Source organism: Alkalihalophilus marmarensis DSM 21297, assembly GCF_000474275.2.
GTDB classification, from domain to species: domain Bacteria; phylum Bacillota; class Bacilli; order Bacillales; family Bacillaceae_D; genus Alkalihalophilus; species Alkalihalophilus marmarensis.
Genome location: NZ_ATAE01000008.1, coordinates 86,013 through 102,798 on the forward strand (window position 1 = coordinate 86,013; position 16,786 = coordinate 102,798).

The following is a 16,786-nucleotide window of genomic DNA, read 5'->3' on the forward strand; positions in this document are numbered from 1 at the left end:
TATGAAGTGTTTTCATACAAATGGTTTGTACCAATATAACTGCTTATAAATCACGAAGGAGGATGGAGCATGGGCAGCATCATTCCAGTAGTGGAGAAAAAAGAGTTTCTTCGAGGCTTTTTGCAGCATTATGAGCTTAAGAGGCGTGAGTGTGCGTGGTTGTTAAATTACTTAATGAGTGATGATGAATTAATGGAGCGGGTTCACTTTGTAGAGCGAGCAGCATCTACACCGAAAGCTTTAGTGATCTCAGCAACGGGTGTCGATACTGTCCCGTTTTCATTTCACAAATTTAAACATATCACCACAGATGCTGAAAAAGCATTTCATGATATTCGTCTTAATCAAACAGAGGATATTTATATCGAACTCCATTTTGCCAACCCGAAGATGTACCCGCCCTATTTAGCGGTGCTTGAGGATAATCCATACTTGCCAGAGAATGAAGAAATTGCTCAGGTCCACCAACGTTTAGCAGAAGATTTGCTTGATGCATCTATTAAAACTTTCCGCAAAAAGGATCTGCAAACGAAAATTGACGAGGCATTAGATAATAAGGATTACGAACGTTTTATCGAATTGTCTACAGAGCTAAAACAATTAGAGACCCATTAAAAAGCTTCTTTATCAAAGAGGCTTGGACATAATGCAAGTGTATTAACGAGAAGAGAATAATATGCAGGCTAATGTAGAGATTTTGACGTTCTAGGATTTCCACGGTGCCTTAAGCCAACAAGGAATATCAAGGCGGCTCATTCATTGTGAAATGAAGAGGCGTCTTTTTTTGTGTTAAGTTAAAGCTCAACCTTGTTTCATCCTCGGTTGATTCGTGCAGACAGAAATTAAAACATGTGTTGGAGGAGAGACCGCCGCTCCTGAAATATACTACGCTTTCCGTGGTGAGCTAGTGAGCTTCCTCAGGCTAAAGCCCTGCGGGATCTCACTCCTGCTCTAGTCACCACTGGAGTCTCCGTATATTTCATCCGCTAGGTTAGTACGTTTTCTAATTATTATGTGGAGCAATTTAGTTGCGGTTCAGTTCTTTAAAAATGCAGACTTTCTTGGGTTCATCTGCTGAGCTCCGTGTTCTGTTTATAAAAATGGGAGCAGCTTAACAGTATCCTCTCTCCGTTGATGGGAGTGGAAGGTACTCGACTCCTGCGGGATGTGCGTGACCAGGAAGACCCCAAAGGGCGAAAGGCCGAGGAGGCTCCCGGACCGCCCGCGGAAAGCGAGTGCCTTAGTGGAAATTAACTACTCTGGCAGGGGGCTTTTTCAGTATGTTGTGCTATTTTATTTACAGCTTTATAAATAGTGATTGATTGTCTTATGACGTAGAAAAAGGTAGAATGACTAGGTAAACGAATTGGAAATAGAGGTGATTTTATGAAGTGGCAATCGAGTGAAATGGATAAGTACTTGCAATCAAAAGAATATGTTGATACGGCAATTGTGCCGCTTATCCCAATCTCTTGGCAGAAGGAAATCAAATCGACAGTGGCAATGGGAGAATTTATTTCTATCATCACCCAAGAGCTTGAAAGACAGTTCCAAGGGCGCGTCGTGTTATTCCCGGCTTTTACATACTTAGAAAAAGAAAATGCCGAAGAGCGGACGCTGCGGCTTAAGCGCTGGTCAGAAGAGCTGAAGCTTGGCGGGATGGAGCATATTGTCTATGCAACGTCAGACGGCTTTTGGAAAACGGTAGAAGAGGAACTGGGAGAATGGCTGATATGGCTGCCATCCATACCGCTTGAACATCTATCATCAGAAAATAGACGTGAAGTGATTGGCGGGCAAATTAAACAGTTAGTCCCGATTATGACAAACAAGTGGCAAAATCGATAATCATGGCAAAATCGTGTCGTTTTACTTCTTGAAACAATTGACACCGCTAGGTCATTAAGCTATCATGGGTATGTCCTAGTATTATATGTGTTTAACTGTACCCGTTAAGGGTCTTATTTTATAGTGTAGGGGGGGAAAACTAGTGAGCGAAAAAGAGCACAAAGTTTCACGACGACAATTTTTAACGTACACGCTTACAGGTGTTGGTGGCTTCATGGCTGCGGGAATGCTGATGCCAATGGCACGCTTTGCCCTTGATCCTGCTTTGAAAGCTGGAACTGAATCTGAATATGAGCCTGTATGTTATCTTGAAGAATTGACAGAGGAACCACAAAAGTTTGCTTTCAGCTTTGAGCAGCAAGATGCGTGGTACGAATCGGAAGTAACACGTGAAGCGTATATCTTTATCCGTGGGGATGAGGTAACAGCGCTTTCACCAACATGTACGCACCTAGGCTGTACGGTATCATACGGTTCGAATGATGATCATCCGGAGCGTTTCTATTGCCCATGTCACTTTGGTATGTTTGAAAAAGACGGTATCAACGTACCAGGTACACCGCCTCAGCGTCCACTTGATGTGTATGATGTGATGGTTCAAGATGGAAAAGTATACTTAGGTCAAATTAATCAGCGAACATAAGGAGGGGCGTAATCGATGCTTCAAAAAATTTACGACTATGTTGATGAGCGTCTTGATATTACGCCTATGTGGCGCGATATTGCTGACCACGAAGTGCCTGAGCACGTTAACCCTGCTCACCATTTCTCTGCGTTCGTATACTGTTTTGGTGGATTAACTTTCTTCGTTACAGTCATTCAGATTTTATCAGGTATGTTCCTAACGATGTATTATGTACCGGATATTATCAACGCTTATCAATCAGTAGCTTACTTACAAAACGAAGTAGCTTTCGGTGTGATCGTACGTGGGATGCACCACTGGGGAGCTAGTTTGGTTATTGTTATGATGTTTTTACACACGTTGCGGGTATTCTTTACCGGTTCATATAAGAAGCCTCGTGAATTAAACTGGGTTGTCGGTGTACTTATTTTCTTCGTTATGCTTGGTTTAGGTTTCACAGGTTACTTATTACCATGGGATATGAAAGCATACTTTGCGACTGTTGTAGGTCTGCAAATTGCTGAGAGTGTTCCACTCATTGGTGGATTTGCGAAAACATTGCTTGCCGGCGGGGAAGTAATCGGGGCTGCTACACTAGCACGTTTCTTCGCGATTCACGTATTCTTCTTACCAGGTGCCTTACTTGGTTTATTAGCGGCTCACTTCTACATGATCCGTAAACAAGGTATTTCTGGTCCATTGTAAGATTTAATGGCGTGTTTGAAAGCTTAATAATGATTGATCTTTTAGACACCCTCTAACTGAAAAATAAAAAGGAGGGAACGAGATGGAACGTGGTAAAGGAATGCAGTTTGTCGGCGACTCTCGTGTCAAGGCAAACAACCGCAAACCGAATATTCCAAAAGACTACTCAGAGTATCCAGGTAAAACAGAAGCGTTCTGGCCGAACTTCCTCTTAAAAGAGTGGATGGTTGGTGCGGTCTTCTTAATGGGTTATCTTTGTTTAACTGTTGCTCACCCGGCTCCTCTAGAGCGTATGGCTGACCCAACAGATGCTGGATATATTCCATTACCTGACTGGTATTTCTTGTTCATGTATCAATTACTTAAATACCAATATGCTTCCGGGGACTTTAACGTAATCGGAGCTGTAGTAATTCCAGGTCTAGCGTTCGGTGCGTTATTAATCGCTCCGTGGTTAGATACTGGTAAAGAGCGTCGTCCATTAAAGCGTCCGATTGCTTCAGGTATGATGATGCTTGCAATTATCGCAACAATCTACTTAACTTGGGAGTCTGTTGACCAGCATGACTGGGAAGCAGCAGCTGAGCAAGGTGCGATTGCTGAAGAAGGCGATATAGATACCGAGGCCGAAGGCTATGCTATCTATACTGGCAACCAATCTTGTATCGGTTGTCATGGTGACACAATGGCCGGAGGATCAGGCGGTCCTTCTCTTCTAGAGACAGAGAAATCTGCTGAAGAAGTTATGGATGTTATCATCAACGGTCAAGGTGCAATGCCTGGCGGACTATTCGAAGGGACGGATGAGGAGCTAGAAATTCTTGCTGAATACATAGCTGCTCACGGAAACCCAGAAGAATAAAACATACATTTTTAGGAAAGCTGACTGTTACAGTCAGCTTTTTTCTTACATATGATCTTGACTTAGAGATTTTTTGATTTTTTAAAAATAGAGAAAGGACTATTAAAAGTGAAAACTCAAATCCTTACTTTATTCGGTCACAGACTTACAATCATTTTAATGTTAATTATCAATATACCAGGCACGATTTATGGGTATATGTGGTATGCCAATCAGCTTGAACGTACGCCTGCTCATTTTTTGCTGTTCGTACCTGACAGTCCAACGGCGAGTCTATTTTTTGTAATTGTCTTGATTGCTTTTCTATTGAAGAAGAACCTTCCTTTGATAGAGGCGTTAGCAGCGGTGACGTTAATTAAATACGGGATCTGGGCAGTTGTGATGAATCTTGCCTCGTTTGCTGTGGGAGCGACTCCTCATTGGACAAATTATATGCTGATTGCTTCACACGCTGGGATGGCTCTTCAAGCAGTTATCTATGCACCTTATTTTAGAATCAAGCCATGGCATTTAATTGTCGTTGCTCTCTGGACGCTTCACAATGATGTGATTGATTATGTGTATATGATGCATCCAGGTCTGCATCCTTATTTAATGCCATATATTACGGAAGTCGGCTACTTTACGTTCTGGCTGAGCGTGTTTTCCCTCTTTATGGTGTATGTGCTCTGTATTAGAAACAAGACGTATAAGCTGAGTATCCTTTAGAGAGACAATGAGTCTCTCTTTTTTTGTGGTCTACTCTTGTCCTAGCCTTCATAAGATGAAAAAAGAAGGAGGGACAAACATGCGTCAGGTCTTTATATTTATTTTTTGTATTTGTTTATATATGTCAACGGCAGGATATGGGTATGCAACGGAAGTGAATGGACAACATACATGGAAAGAGCTCAATCAAACGACAGATCACGTTTTGCAGCTAGTGAAGCAGGAGAAATTTGAAGAAGCGAAGCAGCTGCTTGATTACTTTTCCGACGGATTCATTCAGCTTGATTTTAAAGCAGAAGGATTTACGATGAATGAAATGCGTACGATCACGATGACGTTTGAACAATCGGTTGAAGCGGTAACTGCGGCAGAAAAGTCCCTTGATGAGAGAATTTATACGGTTACGACATTCAGGCTTGCAGTAGATGCTCTCTCAAGTGAGCATCATCCTTTATGGCTTCAGTCTGAAGGAACGCTTCTAAATCAATTAGCTCTCATTAAACAAGAGCACCAAAATGGACAGCCAGAGGCGATGCAGCATCGAATGAACACGTTCTTAAGGCATTATCAAATGATTCGTCCGGCATTAACGATTGATCTTGAACCGCATTTGCTGCAGCAAGTTGAATCACAGGTTACGTATCTTGATAATCTTCGAGTTGATGGCATAAACAGTGATAAGTTAACGGCACATATTGAAATGATGGAAGCGGATTTTGCTAAAGTATTTGAACGGGTAAAAGAAGACAGTGCCGATCCTTCCTTGCTATGGGTCATGATCACCATCGGCGGCATGATTGTGTTGTCCCTTTCGTATGTTGGAGTAAAGAAATACCGTGCTGAGAAGGGCAAAGTAAGAATGAAAGAATAATGTGACAAAGCTGTGAAAATACGTTGAATTCGTTTCCCGCAAGCGGTGCGGATAGGTATTTTGTTTGACTTTGTTTGATGTTTTACTTAGACTTAATGGTAACTAGACTAACGCAGAGGTGAGACATACGAATGGGTTTTCTGATTTATTTTATTTTACTTCTGATCATTCCAATTTGGGCGCAGATGAAAGTAAAGAGTGCTTACAAAAAGTACTCTAAAGTTCAATCGTCTTCTGGAATGACCGGAGCACAAGTAGCAAGAAAAATTTTAGACGATAATGGTTTGTATGATGTCCGTATCGAAGAAGTACGTGGTCAGCTGACAGACCATTACGATCCTCGTTCAAAGGTCGTACGCTTATCTAGCGAGAACTATCATGGTAATTCCGTTGCAGGAGCTGCCGTCGCTGCCCATGAGGTAGGTCATGCGATGCAGGATGCAGAGGATTATGCTTTCTTGCGTTTCCGTCATGCATTAGTTCCGATTGCTGGATTTGGATCAAACATTTCATTTTTCTTAATCCTAGCAGGTATCCTAATGGGTGCATCTAACCTGCTGCTGCTCGGGATCATCTTCATGGCTGCTGCTGTTTTATTCCAAGTGGTGACATTGCCAGTGGAATTTAACGCCTCAAGCCGTGCGATGGAGCAAGTGGTATCAGTTGGCGTGATTCGTAATGACGAAGAGCGCGAAACACGTAAAGTGTTAAATGCTGCTGCATTAACGTATGTAGCTGGTGCGCTAGTTGCCCTTCTTGAGCTTGCTCGTTTTATTTTAATGTACATTGGAATGAACAACGACGATTAATACAGGAAACCTCCGGGATCTTAAGATCCCGGAGGTTTTTTATATACCGATTGGTTTTTTATTCTCATCTAAGGTGAAGCCTTCACCAATCACATCTTGAACATCATTTACTGTCACAAAGGCATGCGGATCAATTTTCTCTACTAAAGTTTTAAGCCGAATTAATTCATTTCGTCCGACAACGCAGTAGAGTACTTCGCGCTCCGTTCTAGTAAAACTTCCCTGTCCTTTTAGTAATGTTGCCCCGCGGTCCATTTCCTTCATAATGGCATCCGCAATCTCGCTTGTTGAATCAGAAATAATAAAGCATGCTTTAGCAGAATATGCCCCTTGCTGGATGAAATCAATCACTTTCGCTGCCACAAATACAGCAAGCAGTGTGTACATAGCTTCTCGGTAATTTAAATAAATGAGAGAAGAGGCAATAACAACAGCATCGAACATAAACATTGTTTTCCCCATACTCCAGCCTAAATACTTAAACCCGAGCTTTGCAATAATATCAACTCCGCCTGTAGTCCCGCCGTATCTGAACACAATTCCAAGTCCGACTCCAATAAAAACACCTGCAAATAAAGCAGCGAGTGTCATATCATCATGCAGGGGAATATAAACAACAGTATATCGTTGAAAAATCTCTAAAAAGATCGAGACCCCGACGGTTCCGATGATTGTATAAATGAACGTCGTCTTACCTAGAATCTTCCACCCGATAAAAAAGAGCGGAATATTGAGCAGCAAGTTAGAGATCGCCGGATTGAAAGCAAAAATAAAGTACAAAATTAAGGTGATCCCCGTAAATCCGCCATCTGCCAAGTTATTTTCCATATTAAAATAAACAAGTCCAAAAGATAAGATCGCACTTCCAAGTAAAATAAGGAGCACGTTTTTTAATTTAACACGATAAGGCAATTAAAATCCTCCCTTCAGCTTTCTTCCTATATTTTGATGAAATCAATGCATGATTATTATATATAAGCGAACAAAGAAGAGCAATGAAGCGAATAAGATTTGTCAAATCGTCCTAGATTCGCTAACATGGATAGTGGAAGACTGTGAGGTGGGAAAAATGGACAGAGAACAACGCCTGGAGGCTGGTCAAACAGACCGTAACTCTCATAAATCGATGAAAGACATGCAAGAAGAAGTTGATCAATTTATCGGACAGTTTAAAGAAGGCTACTTCAGCCCCCTTGCCATGCTTGCACGGATGACAGAAGAAGTAGGTGAGCTCTCCCGTGAGGTCAATCATTATTACGGTGAGAAACCAAAAAAATCAGATGAAGAAGAAAAAACAATGGAACAAGAAATGGGTGACATTTTATTTGTGCTCATTTGTTTTGCAAATTCCTTACATATTGATTTAGAAGAAGCGTTTGATATAGTGATGGATAAGTTCGAAAGCCGGGATAAAGACCGCTGGACAAAGATTGACGATTAAAGCTCATACCAAAACCAGCAAAATGACTACATATTTAATAGAAAAAACGGAGTGGATAAAAAGATGAATAACACAAACGAAAATGTAAATATTGTGATTGCAGGACCGAGAGGAAACATGGGACGTGAAGCCGTTCGCATGGTGACTGATACAGATCATTTTACGTTAAAGGCCGTTGTCGATTCTAAGCATGACGGGATGAAAGTGGCTGATCTAGATGGGATGCCGGCCTTAGATATTCCGGTTTATACAGATATGGACCGCTGTTTTAGCGAGCATGAGGTGGATGTGTTAATTGATTTAACATCACCGGCATTTGGCCGTAAGCATATGGAAATCGCTTTTAATCACGGTGTTAGACCAGTTGTTGGGACAACAGGATTTTCTGATGAGGATATTGAAACACTTAGAACCATCGCAGAGAACAAAAACTTAGGTGGGATCATTGCTCCTAATTTTGCAATTGGTGCAATTTTAATGATGAAATTTTCACAAATGGCAGCTAAATTCCTTCCTGATGTTGAAATTATCGAACGTCACCACGACCGTAAATTAGATGCGCCGTCTGGTACAGCGATTAAAACAGCACAATTGATTTCTGAGGTGCGAGAAGCAAAAGTACAAGGGCACCCTGATGAACACGAGGAACTAAAAGGCGCACGCGGGGCTGATTTTGAAGGCATGAAAATTCATAGTGTCCGCCTTCCTGGCCTAGTTGCCCACCAAGAGGTGATTTTTGGAGGGGAAGGGCAGACCTTAACCATTCGTCATGACTCTATGAACAGAGCATCCTTTATGCCAGGTGTCAGACTAGCAGTTGAAACCGTTCTATCCATTGATACGCTAGTGTATGGTCTTGAAAACATTATCGAATAAGGAGTGAGGAAGATGAGGATTGCTTTAATTGCCCATGATAAAAAGAAAGATCAAATGGTACAGTTTGCGATTGCTTTTGAACAAATTTTATCTAAGCATGAACTTTACGGGACAGGTACAACTGGCACACGAATTATGGAAGCAACAGACTTATCTGTCACTCGTTTTAAATCTGGACCGCTTGGCGGCGATCAACAGATTGGTGCTCTTGTCGCTGAGAATAAATTTGATTTAATCGTCTTCTTCCGTGATCCTTTGACTGCACAGCCTCACGAACCAGATGTTTCTGCACTAGTGCGGTTATGTGATGTACAAAATGTTCCCTTGGCAACGAATCTTGGTACGGCAGAAGTGTTGATAAAAGGATTAGAGCGTGGGGACCTAAAGTGGAGAGAAGTGTTCCACCAAAAGGGATCAGATCATGAGTAAGTTAGATCTATTAGCATTCGGAGCGCATCCTGATGACGTTGAAATCGGGATGGCCGGCACCATCGCTCTATATGCAAAACAAGGCTTTAAAATCGGGATCTGCAATTTGACAAGAGCGGAACTATCATCAAATGGCACTCCCGCCATTAGGCAAGAGGAAGCAGAGAGAGCGGCAGCTATTCTTGGTGTTTCAGAACGTTATCAGCTTGATTTGCCAGATAGAGGGCTTTCTTTTTATACGAGCGATCAGCTTAGGGAAGTGGTATCACTTATAAGAAAAACCAAGCCAAGACTTGTCTTTGCCCCTTATCCTATCGATCGGCACCCTGATCACGGCATGGCGAAAACGTTGATCCAAGAAGCGTTATTTAACAGCGGAATCAGAAACTATGAGTGTGCAGAAGGTCACCTGGCACATAAGGTAGAAGAGTTTCATCTCTATATGATTAATGCGTACGTGAAACCGGATTTTATTATTGATATATCCTCTGTCATAAAAGAAAAGCAAGATGCGTTATCAGCTTATAAAAGTCAGTTTGAAAAAGGTACTGATTCAGTTGATACTCCTTTAACAAATGGATACATAACAAGAGTAGCTGCACGTGAACAATTATATGGCAGTGAAGCCGGTGTGGAGTATGCAGAAGGCTTTAAAACAACGAAACCTCTGCTTGTCAAACAATTACTTGATTAATAATGAGTAAACTAGATTGAGTAAACAGAGATTGAGTAAACAGAGATTGAGTAAACAGAGATTGAGTAAACAGAGATTGAGTAAACAGAGATTAAACAAACGGAGATTAAACAAACGGAGATTAAACAATATGAAACTAAAAATAGGAATCAGCTGTTACCCTACTGTAGGGGGGTCAGGCGTCATTGCGACTGAGCTTGGCAAATTGCTTGCCGAAAGAGGACATGAAGTTCATTTTATTACATCTAGTGTTCCATTTCGCTTAGATCGGGTGTATCCGAATATTTACTATCATGAAGTCGAAGTGAACCAGTATTCTGTTTTTCAATACCCCCCTTACGACCTTACTCTAGCAAGTAAGATGGCTGAAGTAGCTAAACGACAAAAACTTGATTTGATTCATGTTCATTATGCGGTTCCCCACGCGATCTGCGCGATTTTAGCAAGACAAATGAGCGACCATGATTTTAAGATTGTGACGACACTTCATGGTACGGATATAACCGTCTTAGGGTACGATCCATCCCTGCGTGAATTGATTCGTTTTGGAATTGAACAATCAGATCGAGTAACAGCAGTATCAAATGATTTAGCCAGACAAACACATGAATTGGTCCATACGTCTAAACCGATTGCCACCGTTTATAATTTTATTGATGAAAGAGTATACAGAAAATCAGATGTCAGCGGGCTTCGTTCTCATTATGGAATAACGGATGAGGAGAAAGTATTAATCCATATTTCTAATTTTCGCGGAGTGAAGCGCGTTTGTGATGTAGTGAGAAGCTTTTCTCTCATTCAAAAAGAGGTAGCTTCAAAGCTGATGCTGATCGGAAATGGTCCCGAACTAACGGTTGCGCGTGAACTTGTTAGAGATCTTGATTTAGAAGATCGTGTGTTGTTTTTAGGGAATCAAAAGCATATCGCCGAATTATTATCGATGAGTGATCTGAAATTATTACTAAGTGAAAAAGAAAGCTTCGGATTAGTCGCACTTGAGGCAATGGCCTGCGGTGTACCTGTCATCGGTACAAACATTGGCGGTATTCCTGAAGTGATCACAGACGGGGAGAACGGCTATCTATGTGAAGTTGGAAATGTTGAGTGCGTTGCGCAGGCAGCCATTTATCTATTAAAAGATGATAAGCTCCATGCACGATTAGCTAGAGGTGCCGAAGAGACTGTACGTACAACATTTCACTCACACGGTATTGTCGAGCAGTATGAGGCGATTTATCGTGATGTATTGGAGCAGGATATTGATGAAGACAGTTGAAGTAGAACGCCATAATCAGAAAATGATTGATACGGCGGGGCCTATCCTCTCTCAATTACACGAGCGGGGGTTTCTGGCTTATATAGTTGGAGGAGCCGTTCGTGATTTGTTATGCAAAAGGCCGATAACGGATATTGATATTGTCACCGAAGCTACTCCAGAAGAAATAAGTACGGTATTTGCCAAGACATTTTCAATGAACAATCAGCACCAAACCGTGATTGTTCGCCACTCAGGCTGCTTGTTTGAAGTGACTACCCAAAGAGGAAAAAGCATAGATGAGGATCTCTTAATGAGGGATTTTACAATCAATAGTATGGCACTTGATCAGAAAGGGCAGTTATTCGATCCATTAGATGGACAAGCTGATATTAAAAATCAGGTTATTCGCTCCCATGAGCCTGCAGCAAGAATGTCTGAGGATCCTCTTCGGATGTTAAGAGCTTATCGTTTTTCAAGTGATTTAGGGTTTAAGGTTTCAGAGAATCTTGGTGAGATCATTAGGAATCAAGCAGAAACGTTAAGCCGAGTAGCAATGGAGCGAATTTCTAAAGAATTTTATAAGCTCGTTTCTGGTCGATTTAAACAAACAGCACTTAAAGAACTTGCATCGTCAGGACTTTACAAACATTGCGGTCTTCCTCAATTAGATAAAAAGGCGATCAGTTTTTTGAGAGAACTTCCTGTCTTAAGGAATGAAAAAGAAGAAGTAATCTGGACCTTCATTTGCCTAAGCATGAATCTAACGAGTGAAAGTCATTTGAAGGGGTTCTTATTCTCCAATCAATTAACAAAAGATGTGCGAAACCGTCTGGCTGCTTTTACTTATAGAAAGAATCATACATGGGAAGTTCTGTCCCTCTATCGTACTTCGATTGAAGTTGCATTAGATGTGGAGCGAGTGAGGGAGCTTACTGATAAGTCATATATGTCTAATGAAGAGCTTTTAACAATGTGGGAGCAGCTTCCTATTCAATCGAAAAATGATTTAGCGGTTACAGGTACTGATCTGCTTCGACACTTTAAGCGTGAAGCAGGTCCATGGCTAGGCGAAGCTATTTTGTGGGTAGAAGAACAGGTCGTAACAGGAAACCTTCCTAACGAAAAAGATACGTTGTTACAAGCAATTGTTACAAGTAATACAGGAGAGGGGTGAGCAAATATGAAAGAACAATTATTGAAAATATTTCAAGATCACCAAGGCGAATATATTTCGGGCGAGAAAATTAGTCAAGAGCTTGGTTGTTCACGTACAGCGGTTTGGAAGCATATCGAAGAACTTAGAAGAAATGGCTATCAGCTTGATTCGGCACCACGAAAAGGGTACCGGATGGTGATGAGGGCAAATGGCATTCATACTCATGAAATTAAGCAGTATTTAACGACCAAGTTTTTAGGCCGTGAGCTCACTTATTTTGATGCCACAGAGTCAACTCAGCAAATTGCACATAAGTTAGCTCAAGAAGGGGCCGAAGAAGGACATGTTGTTGTAGCGAATGAGCAGACAAAAGGAAAAGGTCGGTTAGGAAGGGTTTGGCATTCAAGAAGCAACACAAGCATTTCAATGAGTATGATTTTAAGGCCGCCCCTACCGCCTCAAAAAACTCCACAGTTAACATTGCTTGCCGCTGTCGCAGTTGTACAGGCAATCAAGAAAAATACAGGTCTGCAATGCGAAATCAAATGGCCGAATGATATTTTATTAAAAGGAAAAAAACTTGTAGGAATTTTAACAGAAATGCAAGCCGATCCTGATCTTGTTCATTCAGTTATTATCGGCATTGGTCTTAATGTCAACCAAACGTCAGAAGATTTCGGGGAGGACATTGCTCATCTTGCTACTTCATTGTACCTTGAAAAAGACGGTGCATCCGGGCAGCCTGTTGATCGAGCTCGTTTAATTGCAGATATCCTCTTGGAATTTGAAGAGCTGTACGAAGAATATTTAGAAAATGGATTTCAATCGATTCGTCCGTTATGGGAATCTTACTCCATTAGTGTAGGCACATATATTTATGCCAGGATGATAAAAGAGGTCATTTACGGCTATGCGAAAGGCATTACAGATGACGGTGTACTGCTTGTGGAGGATGAATCCGGCAAAACTCATCATATCTATTCAGCTGATATTGAAATTGATCCCTCTAAGTAACAAATTTCTGCTATACTCAACATATGGGCTGTATCTTAGGAACAGCACCACAAGAAGTGAAAGTAGAAAAAATTAGTTCTGCCTTGATCCCCAAAGGACTAGGACAGAGGGATTGATATGCAATATGTGTACATTGCTTGTTTTTCACAGCTTTGTGTGCATTATTTTCTGTGAGCAAAATCCTTCTTCCATAAATGGGAGAAGGTTTTTTTGTGGAAATCCATTGCTAAAATCCCTCCTCTATAAAAAGGAGGAAGATGATGAAAACGACAGCAACATTTAAGGAAATGAAGCGGGAAAAAGAAAAAATTACGATGATGACGGCTTACGATGCTCCTTCTGCTAAGCATCTAGAACAAGCGGAAGTGGACATGATTTTAGTCGGAGACTCACTTGGAATGGTGGTTCTAGGTTATGATTCAACGATTCCTGTCACTGTAGATGATATGGTTCTGCATACAAAAGCCGTAAAGCGCGGGGCAAGAAATACGTTTGTCGTCACTGATCTTCCGTATTTATCCTATCATGCAGATCTCACTGAAACGTTTGTTAATGCAAAGCGCCTAATGCAGGAAGCTGGGGCAAATGCAATTAAGCTTGAAGGGGCAGGAGAAGTGATTGAGACGATCTCTAAATTAACGACCGCTGGAGTCCCGGTTGTGGGTCATTTAGGCTTAACACCTCAATCGGTGGCTGTGATGGGTGGATACAAGGTGCAAGGAAAAGAGCTAGAAGATGCCCGTGCTCTTAGAGAGGATGCTCATGCGCTAGAAGCTGCTGGTGCGTTTGCTTTGGTCCTTGAGTGTGTACCAGATTCACTTGCAGCCCTTATTTCAGAAGAACTATCGATTCCTGTGATTGGCATAGGTGCCGGTGCGGATACAGACGGACAGGTTCTTGTGTATCATGATGTAATTGGCTATGGTTCGGCTCATGTACCAAAATTTGTGAAAACGTATGCAAATGTATCTGACGTCATTCAAGAAGCAGTGGACCAGTATGTGCATGATGTGAAGTCGAGACAGTTCCCTGAAGATAAACATCGATTTACAATGAATGAAGAAGTGCTGGCAGGATTGTATGGTGGCAGAGAATGAGAGTTGTTAAGACCATTCATGCGTTAAGAGAAGAAATAACAGCTGTCAAACGTAAGCAGCAGTCGATTGGATTTGTTCCAACGATGGGTTACTTACATGAAGGACATATGAGTTTGATCGAAGAAGCTAGACGTCAACATGATATTGTCGTGCTGAGTATCTTTGTCAATCCGCTGCAGTTTGGACCGAATGAGGACTTAGAGCGTTACCCTAGAGATTTTGTCCGTGATGAAAACATAGCAAAAGAGCTCGGTGTGGATCTTTTATTTTATCCTGACACAAAGGAAATGTACCCGGCAGCTCCATCAATGACCATTCACGTGACAGAAGGAGTGAATGTGTTATGCGGTAAAAGCCGTCCGGGTCATTTTGACGGGGTGACCACTGTTGTGATGAAGCTATTCATGCTTGTTCAGCCTGATCAAGCTTATTTCGGGCAAAAGGATGCTCAGCAAGTCGCGATTATCACTAATATGGTGGATATGTTTAATATTCCTGTTGAAGTGATTCCATGTCCTACTGTTAGAGAAAAAGACGGCCTTGCTAAAAGTTCTCGAAATGTTTATTTAACAGACGAAGAGAGGCAAGAAGCACCTCTTATCTATCAGGTGCTTACACAGGCGCGCAGTCTCATAAAAGAAGGCGAGCTGAGTACTAGCAAGATCGTTCAATTTGTAAAAAATGAATTAAACTCCTTACAGCATGCGGAAATGGACTATGTTGAATTGCTGACGTATCCGAAACTTACGCCTGTTACCGAAAAAGATAAGACGGTCCTATTGGCCGTCGCCTATAGATTTAAACATGCACGTTTAATCGATAATATTATTGTATCAAAAGGAGAATAAACCATGTACCGTACGATGATGAAAGCAAAAATTCACCGAGCTCGTGTGACAGAATCTAATTTGAATTATGTAGGAAGCATTACCATTGATGAGGATATTATGGATGCTGTAGATATTCTTGAAAATGAAAAAGTACAAATTGTTAATAATAACAATGGAGCCAGATTTGAAACTTATGTCATTAAAGGCCCTCGCGGCAGTAAAGTCATTTGCTTGAACGGTGCCGCAGCTAGACTCGTTCAACAAGATGATGTCGTTATTATTTTATCTTATGTAATGGTGGAAGAATCAAAAGCTGCTACACATACGCCAAGAGTGGCGATAATGGATGAGACTAATCAAATTGTTGAAATGTTAGGGACAGAACCAGCTTCTACCGTTATGTAGACCGCATATTCCCCTCCTATTCGTTGAACACTGAGCAAGAGGAGTGACAACGAGAGGAGGGTTTTTTTATGAGTGAATTTATGAACCAGTGGGATCAGCTGTATTCGACAGCCCATAAAAACTGGCATTTATTTTCAACTAAAGAAAAAGAAGAGCAGCTGCATTTTTTAGAAGAAGCAGCGCAATCATTATTAGAATCATGGAGTGACATGGAGGAAAAATTAATTGACCTCAAACAAAAAAAAGAGAGGGCAGCAGAAGTTCCAAGCTATGAAAGCCGAGGAACCAGCTTTTTCACACTAGAAATGTTTAAACAAGCAAGCGAGGCGCTTTCAAATGAAGAGGCAAGCGGTGAAGCGAATGACGTGCGAATGCTTTATTTAGGCTACGCTCTTTTATATACAGAGGCTCACACAAAGGCGATTGAAACGTTTTTGTATTTGATTCAATCAAAAGCATCTCCTGTCATTTCACATTTTGCGTATGTAGGTTTAGGGTGTCTGTACACTCAGCTTGAGGATTTCGACCAAGCTATTTACTCCTTTGAAAAAGCGAATGAACTTACAACGAGTATGGATGTTGTGTATAATTTAGGAGTATGTCATTATGTGAAGAAAGAGTATAGTCAGGCCGCTCATTATTTTAAAGAAACGATAAAAGAATTAGAAGAAGACGGCGAAGCGTATTTCTTTTTAGGATGCTGTTTGATTGAATCGGGCTATATAAAAGAAGCTTGGAACTGTTTATTAAGTGCCTTAAGCTTGCTTTACACAGATGAGGCTCTGCTTGCTTTTGCTAAAGTGAGTGAGTGGCATGGTCATCATCAAATGGCGATTCACTGTTATAAGCGTCTCGAATCGTTAGGCAGACGAACAATTGAAACAAAGCATGGGTTAGCGTGGAATTATGCTCTTATTGAAGAGTATGAATATGCGATTGAATTATTTACAGAACTTAGCCAGGCGGAAAATAATGAGTCGATCGCTCAGTCAGTTCGCTGGCTGATTGCACACTGGCCGCATGCACAATCAGAGGAACTATCAACTCACTTTCAACTTAATTGAATAAAATGATTGAATCGCTTAATGGAATAAAACAAAATGAATAAACCAAAATGAAAAAAATTAGAGATGTGAGATGTTAGGTAAGGTTAGAGGT

The 16,786-nt window shown here is 41.3% G+C and carries 20 protein-coding genes; 19 read left to right on the plus strand and 1 reads right to left on the minus strand.

Features of this window, described 5'->3' with window-relative positions; translation table 11 throughout:
- Nucleotides 1-69 precede the first annotated feature (69 nt).
- From A33I_RS04025 to A33I_RS04060, 8 genes are all read left to right on the plus strand, one after another.
- Complete coding sequence (locus tag A33I_RS04025; protein WP_022627170.1) at nucleotides 70-615, plus strand: ReoY family proteolytic degradation factor; 546 nt, start codon at nucleotides 70-72, stop codon at nucleotides 613-615.
- Between the two features lie 771 nt (nucleotides 616-1,386).
- On the plus strand, nucleotides 1,387-1,848 hold the full coding sequence (locus A33I_RS04030; RefSeq protein WP_022627171.1) for a YpiF family protein: 462 nt from the start codon (nucleotides 1,387-1,389) through the stop codon (nucleotides 1,846-1,848).
- Between the two features lie 142 nt (nucleotides 1,849-1,990).
- Nucleotides 1,991-2,491, plus strand: a complete 501-nt coding sequence (locus A33I_RS04035) for a Rieske (2Fe-2S) protein (protein WP_022627172.1) — start codon at nucleotides 1,991-1,993, stop codon at nucleotides 2,489-2,491.
- A 15-nt stretch (nucleotides 2,492-2,506) separates the two neighbouring features.
- Nucleotides 2,507-3,178 carry a menaquinol-cytochrome c reductase cytochrome b subunit gene (gene qcrB, locus A33I_RS04040; RefSeq protein WP_012958517.1) on the plus strand — a complete coding sequence of 224 codons (672 nt, stop codon included), beginning with the start codon at nucleotides 2,507-2,509 and terminating at the stop codon, nucleotides 3,176-3,178.
- A gap of 82 nt (nucleotides 3,179-3,260) precedes the next feature.
- On the plus strand, nucleotides 3,261-4,040 hold the full coding sequence (locus A33I_RS04045; RefSeq protein ID WP_022627173.1) for a menaquinol-cytochrome c reductase cytochrome b/c subunit: 780 nt from the start codon (nucleotides 3,261-3,263) through the stop codon (nucleotides 4,038-4,040).
- Nucleotides 4,041-4,148: 108 nt separating this feature from the next.
- A complete protein-coding gene (lhaT, locus tag A33I_RS04050) occupies nucleotides 4,149-4,748 on the plus strand; it encodes a lipoprotein heptaprenylglyceryl N-acetyltransferase LhaT (RefSeq protein ID WP_022627174.1) in 600 nt (199 codons plus the stop codon).
- A gap of 79 nt (nucleotides 4,749-4,827) precedes the next feature.
- Complete coding sequence (gene ypjB / locus A33I_RS04055; RefSeq protein WP_022627175.1) at nucleotides 4,828-5,619, plus strand: sporulation protein YpjB; 792 nt, start codon at nucleotides 4,828-4,830, stop codon at nucleotides 5,617-5,619.
- A 131-nt stretch (nucleotides 5,620-5,750) separates the two neighbouring features.
- Entirely contained in the window at nucleotides 5,751-6,428 is a 678-nt protein-coding gene (locus tag A33I_RS04060; RefSeq protein WP_012958521.1) for a zinc metallopeptidase, read from the plus strand.
- Nucleotides 6,429-6,467: 39 nt separating this feature from the next.
- Here the strand turns inward: A33I_RS04060 and A33I_RS04065 are convergent, their stop codons facing one another.
- Nucleotides 6,468-7,340: a YitT family protein gene (locus A33I_RS04065; protein ID WP_022627176.1), complete on the minus strand. Its 873-nt coding sequence runs from the start codon at nucleotides 7,338-7,340 to the stop codon at nucleotides 6,468-6,470.
- 157 nt (nucleotides 7,341-7,497) lie between these two features.
- Here A33I_RS04065 and A33I_RS04070 point away from each other — a divergent pair, with 157 nt between their 5' ends.
- From A33I_RS04070 to A33I_RS04120, 11 genes are all read left to right on the plus strand, one after another.
- On the plus strand, nucleotides 7,498-7,869 hold the full coding sequence (locus tag A33I_RS04070; RefSeq protein WP_022627177.1) for a nucleotide pyrophosphohydrolase: 372 nt from the start codon (nucleotides 7,498-7,500) through the stop codon (nucleotides 7,867-7,869).
- Between the two features lie 63 nt (nucleotides 7,870-7,932).
- The gene (dapB, locus tag A33I_RS04075) at nucleotides 7,933-8,745 is read left to right on the plus strand and encodes a 4-hydroxy-tetrahydrodipicolinate reductase (RefSeq protein WP_022627178.1); all 813 of its coding nucleotides are present in this window, start codon (nucleotides 7,933-7,935) and stop codon (nucleotides 8,743-8,745) included.
- Nucleotides 8,746-8,757: 12 nt separating this feature from the next.
- Nucleotides 8,758-9,174 carry a methylglyoxal synthase gene (mgsA, locus tag A33I_RS04080; protein WP_012958525.1) on the plus strand — a complete coding sequence of 139 codons (417 nt, stop codon included), beginning with the start codon at nucleotides 8,758-8,760 and terminating at the stop codon, nucleotides 9,172-9,174.
- Nucleotides 9,167-9,868, plus strand: a complete 702-nt coding sequence (gene bshB1, locus A33I_RS04085; RefSeq protein ID WP_022627179.1) for a bacillithiol biosynthesis deacetylase BshB1 — start codon at nucleotides 9,167-9,169, stop codon at nucleotides 9,866-9,868. The genes mgsA and bshB1 overlap by 8 nt, the downstream gene beginning before the upstream one ends.
- A 130-nt stretch (nucleotides 9,869-9,998) precedes the next feature.
- On the plus strand, nucleotides 9,999-11,144 hold the full coding sequence (gene bshA / locus A33I_RS04090) for an N-acetyl-alpha-D-glucosaminyl L-malate synthase BshA (protein WP_022627180.1): 1,146 nt from the start codon (nucleotides 9,999-10,001) through the stop codon (nucleotides 11,142-11,144).
- Nucleotides 11,131-12,300, plus strand: a complete 1,170-nt coding sequence (locus tag A33I_RS04095; protein ID WP_022627181.1) for a CCA tRNA nucleotidyltransferase — start codon at nucleotides 11,131-11,133, stop codon at nucleotides 12,298-12,300. The genes bshA and A33I_RS04095 overlap by 14 nt, the downstream gene beginning before the upstream one ends.
- A 6-nt stretch (nucleotides 12,301-12,306) precedes the next feature.
- On the plus strand, nucleotides 12,307-13,296 hold the full coding sequence (locus A33I_RS04100) for a biotin--[acetyl-CoA-carboxylase] ligase (RefSeq protein WP_022627182.1): 990 nt from the start codon (nucleotides 12,307-12,309) through the stop codon (nucleotides 13,294-13,296).
- A 260-nt stretch (nucleotides 13,297-13,556) separates the two neighbouring features.
- On the plus strand, nucleotides 13,557-14,393 hold the full coding sequence (gene panB, locus A33I_RS04105; RefSeq protein ID WP_022627183.1) for a 3-methyl-2-oxobutanoate hydroxymethyltransferase: 837 nt from the start codon (nucleotides 13,557-13,559) through the stop codon (nucleotides 14,391-14,393).
- Nucleotides 14,390-15,241, plus strand: a complete 852-nt coding sequence (gene panC, locus A33I_RS04110; protein ID WP_022627184.1) for a pantoate--beta-alanine ligase — start codon at nucleotides 14,390-14,392, stop codon at nucleotides 15,239-15,241. Before panB ends, panC begins: the two co-directional genes overlap by 4 nt.
- A gap of 3 nt (nucleotides 15,242-15,244) precedes the next feature.
- Nucleotides 15,245-15,628, plus strand: coding sequence for an aspartate 1-decarboxylase (panD, locus tag A33I_RS04115; RefSeq protein WP_022627185.1), 384 nt, complete (start codon nucleotides 15,245-15,247; stop codon nucleotides 15,626-15,628).
- 68 nt (nucleotides 15,629-15,696) lie between these two features.
- Entirely contained in the window at nucleotides 15,697-16,692 is a 996-nt protein-coding gene (locus A33I_RS04120) for a tetratricopeptide repeat protein (RefSeq protein ID WP_022627186.1), read from the plus strand.
- The last annotated feature ends 94 nt before the right edge of the window (nucleotides 16,693-16,786 follow it).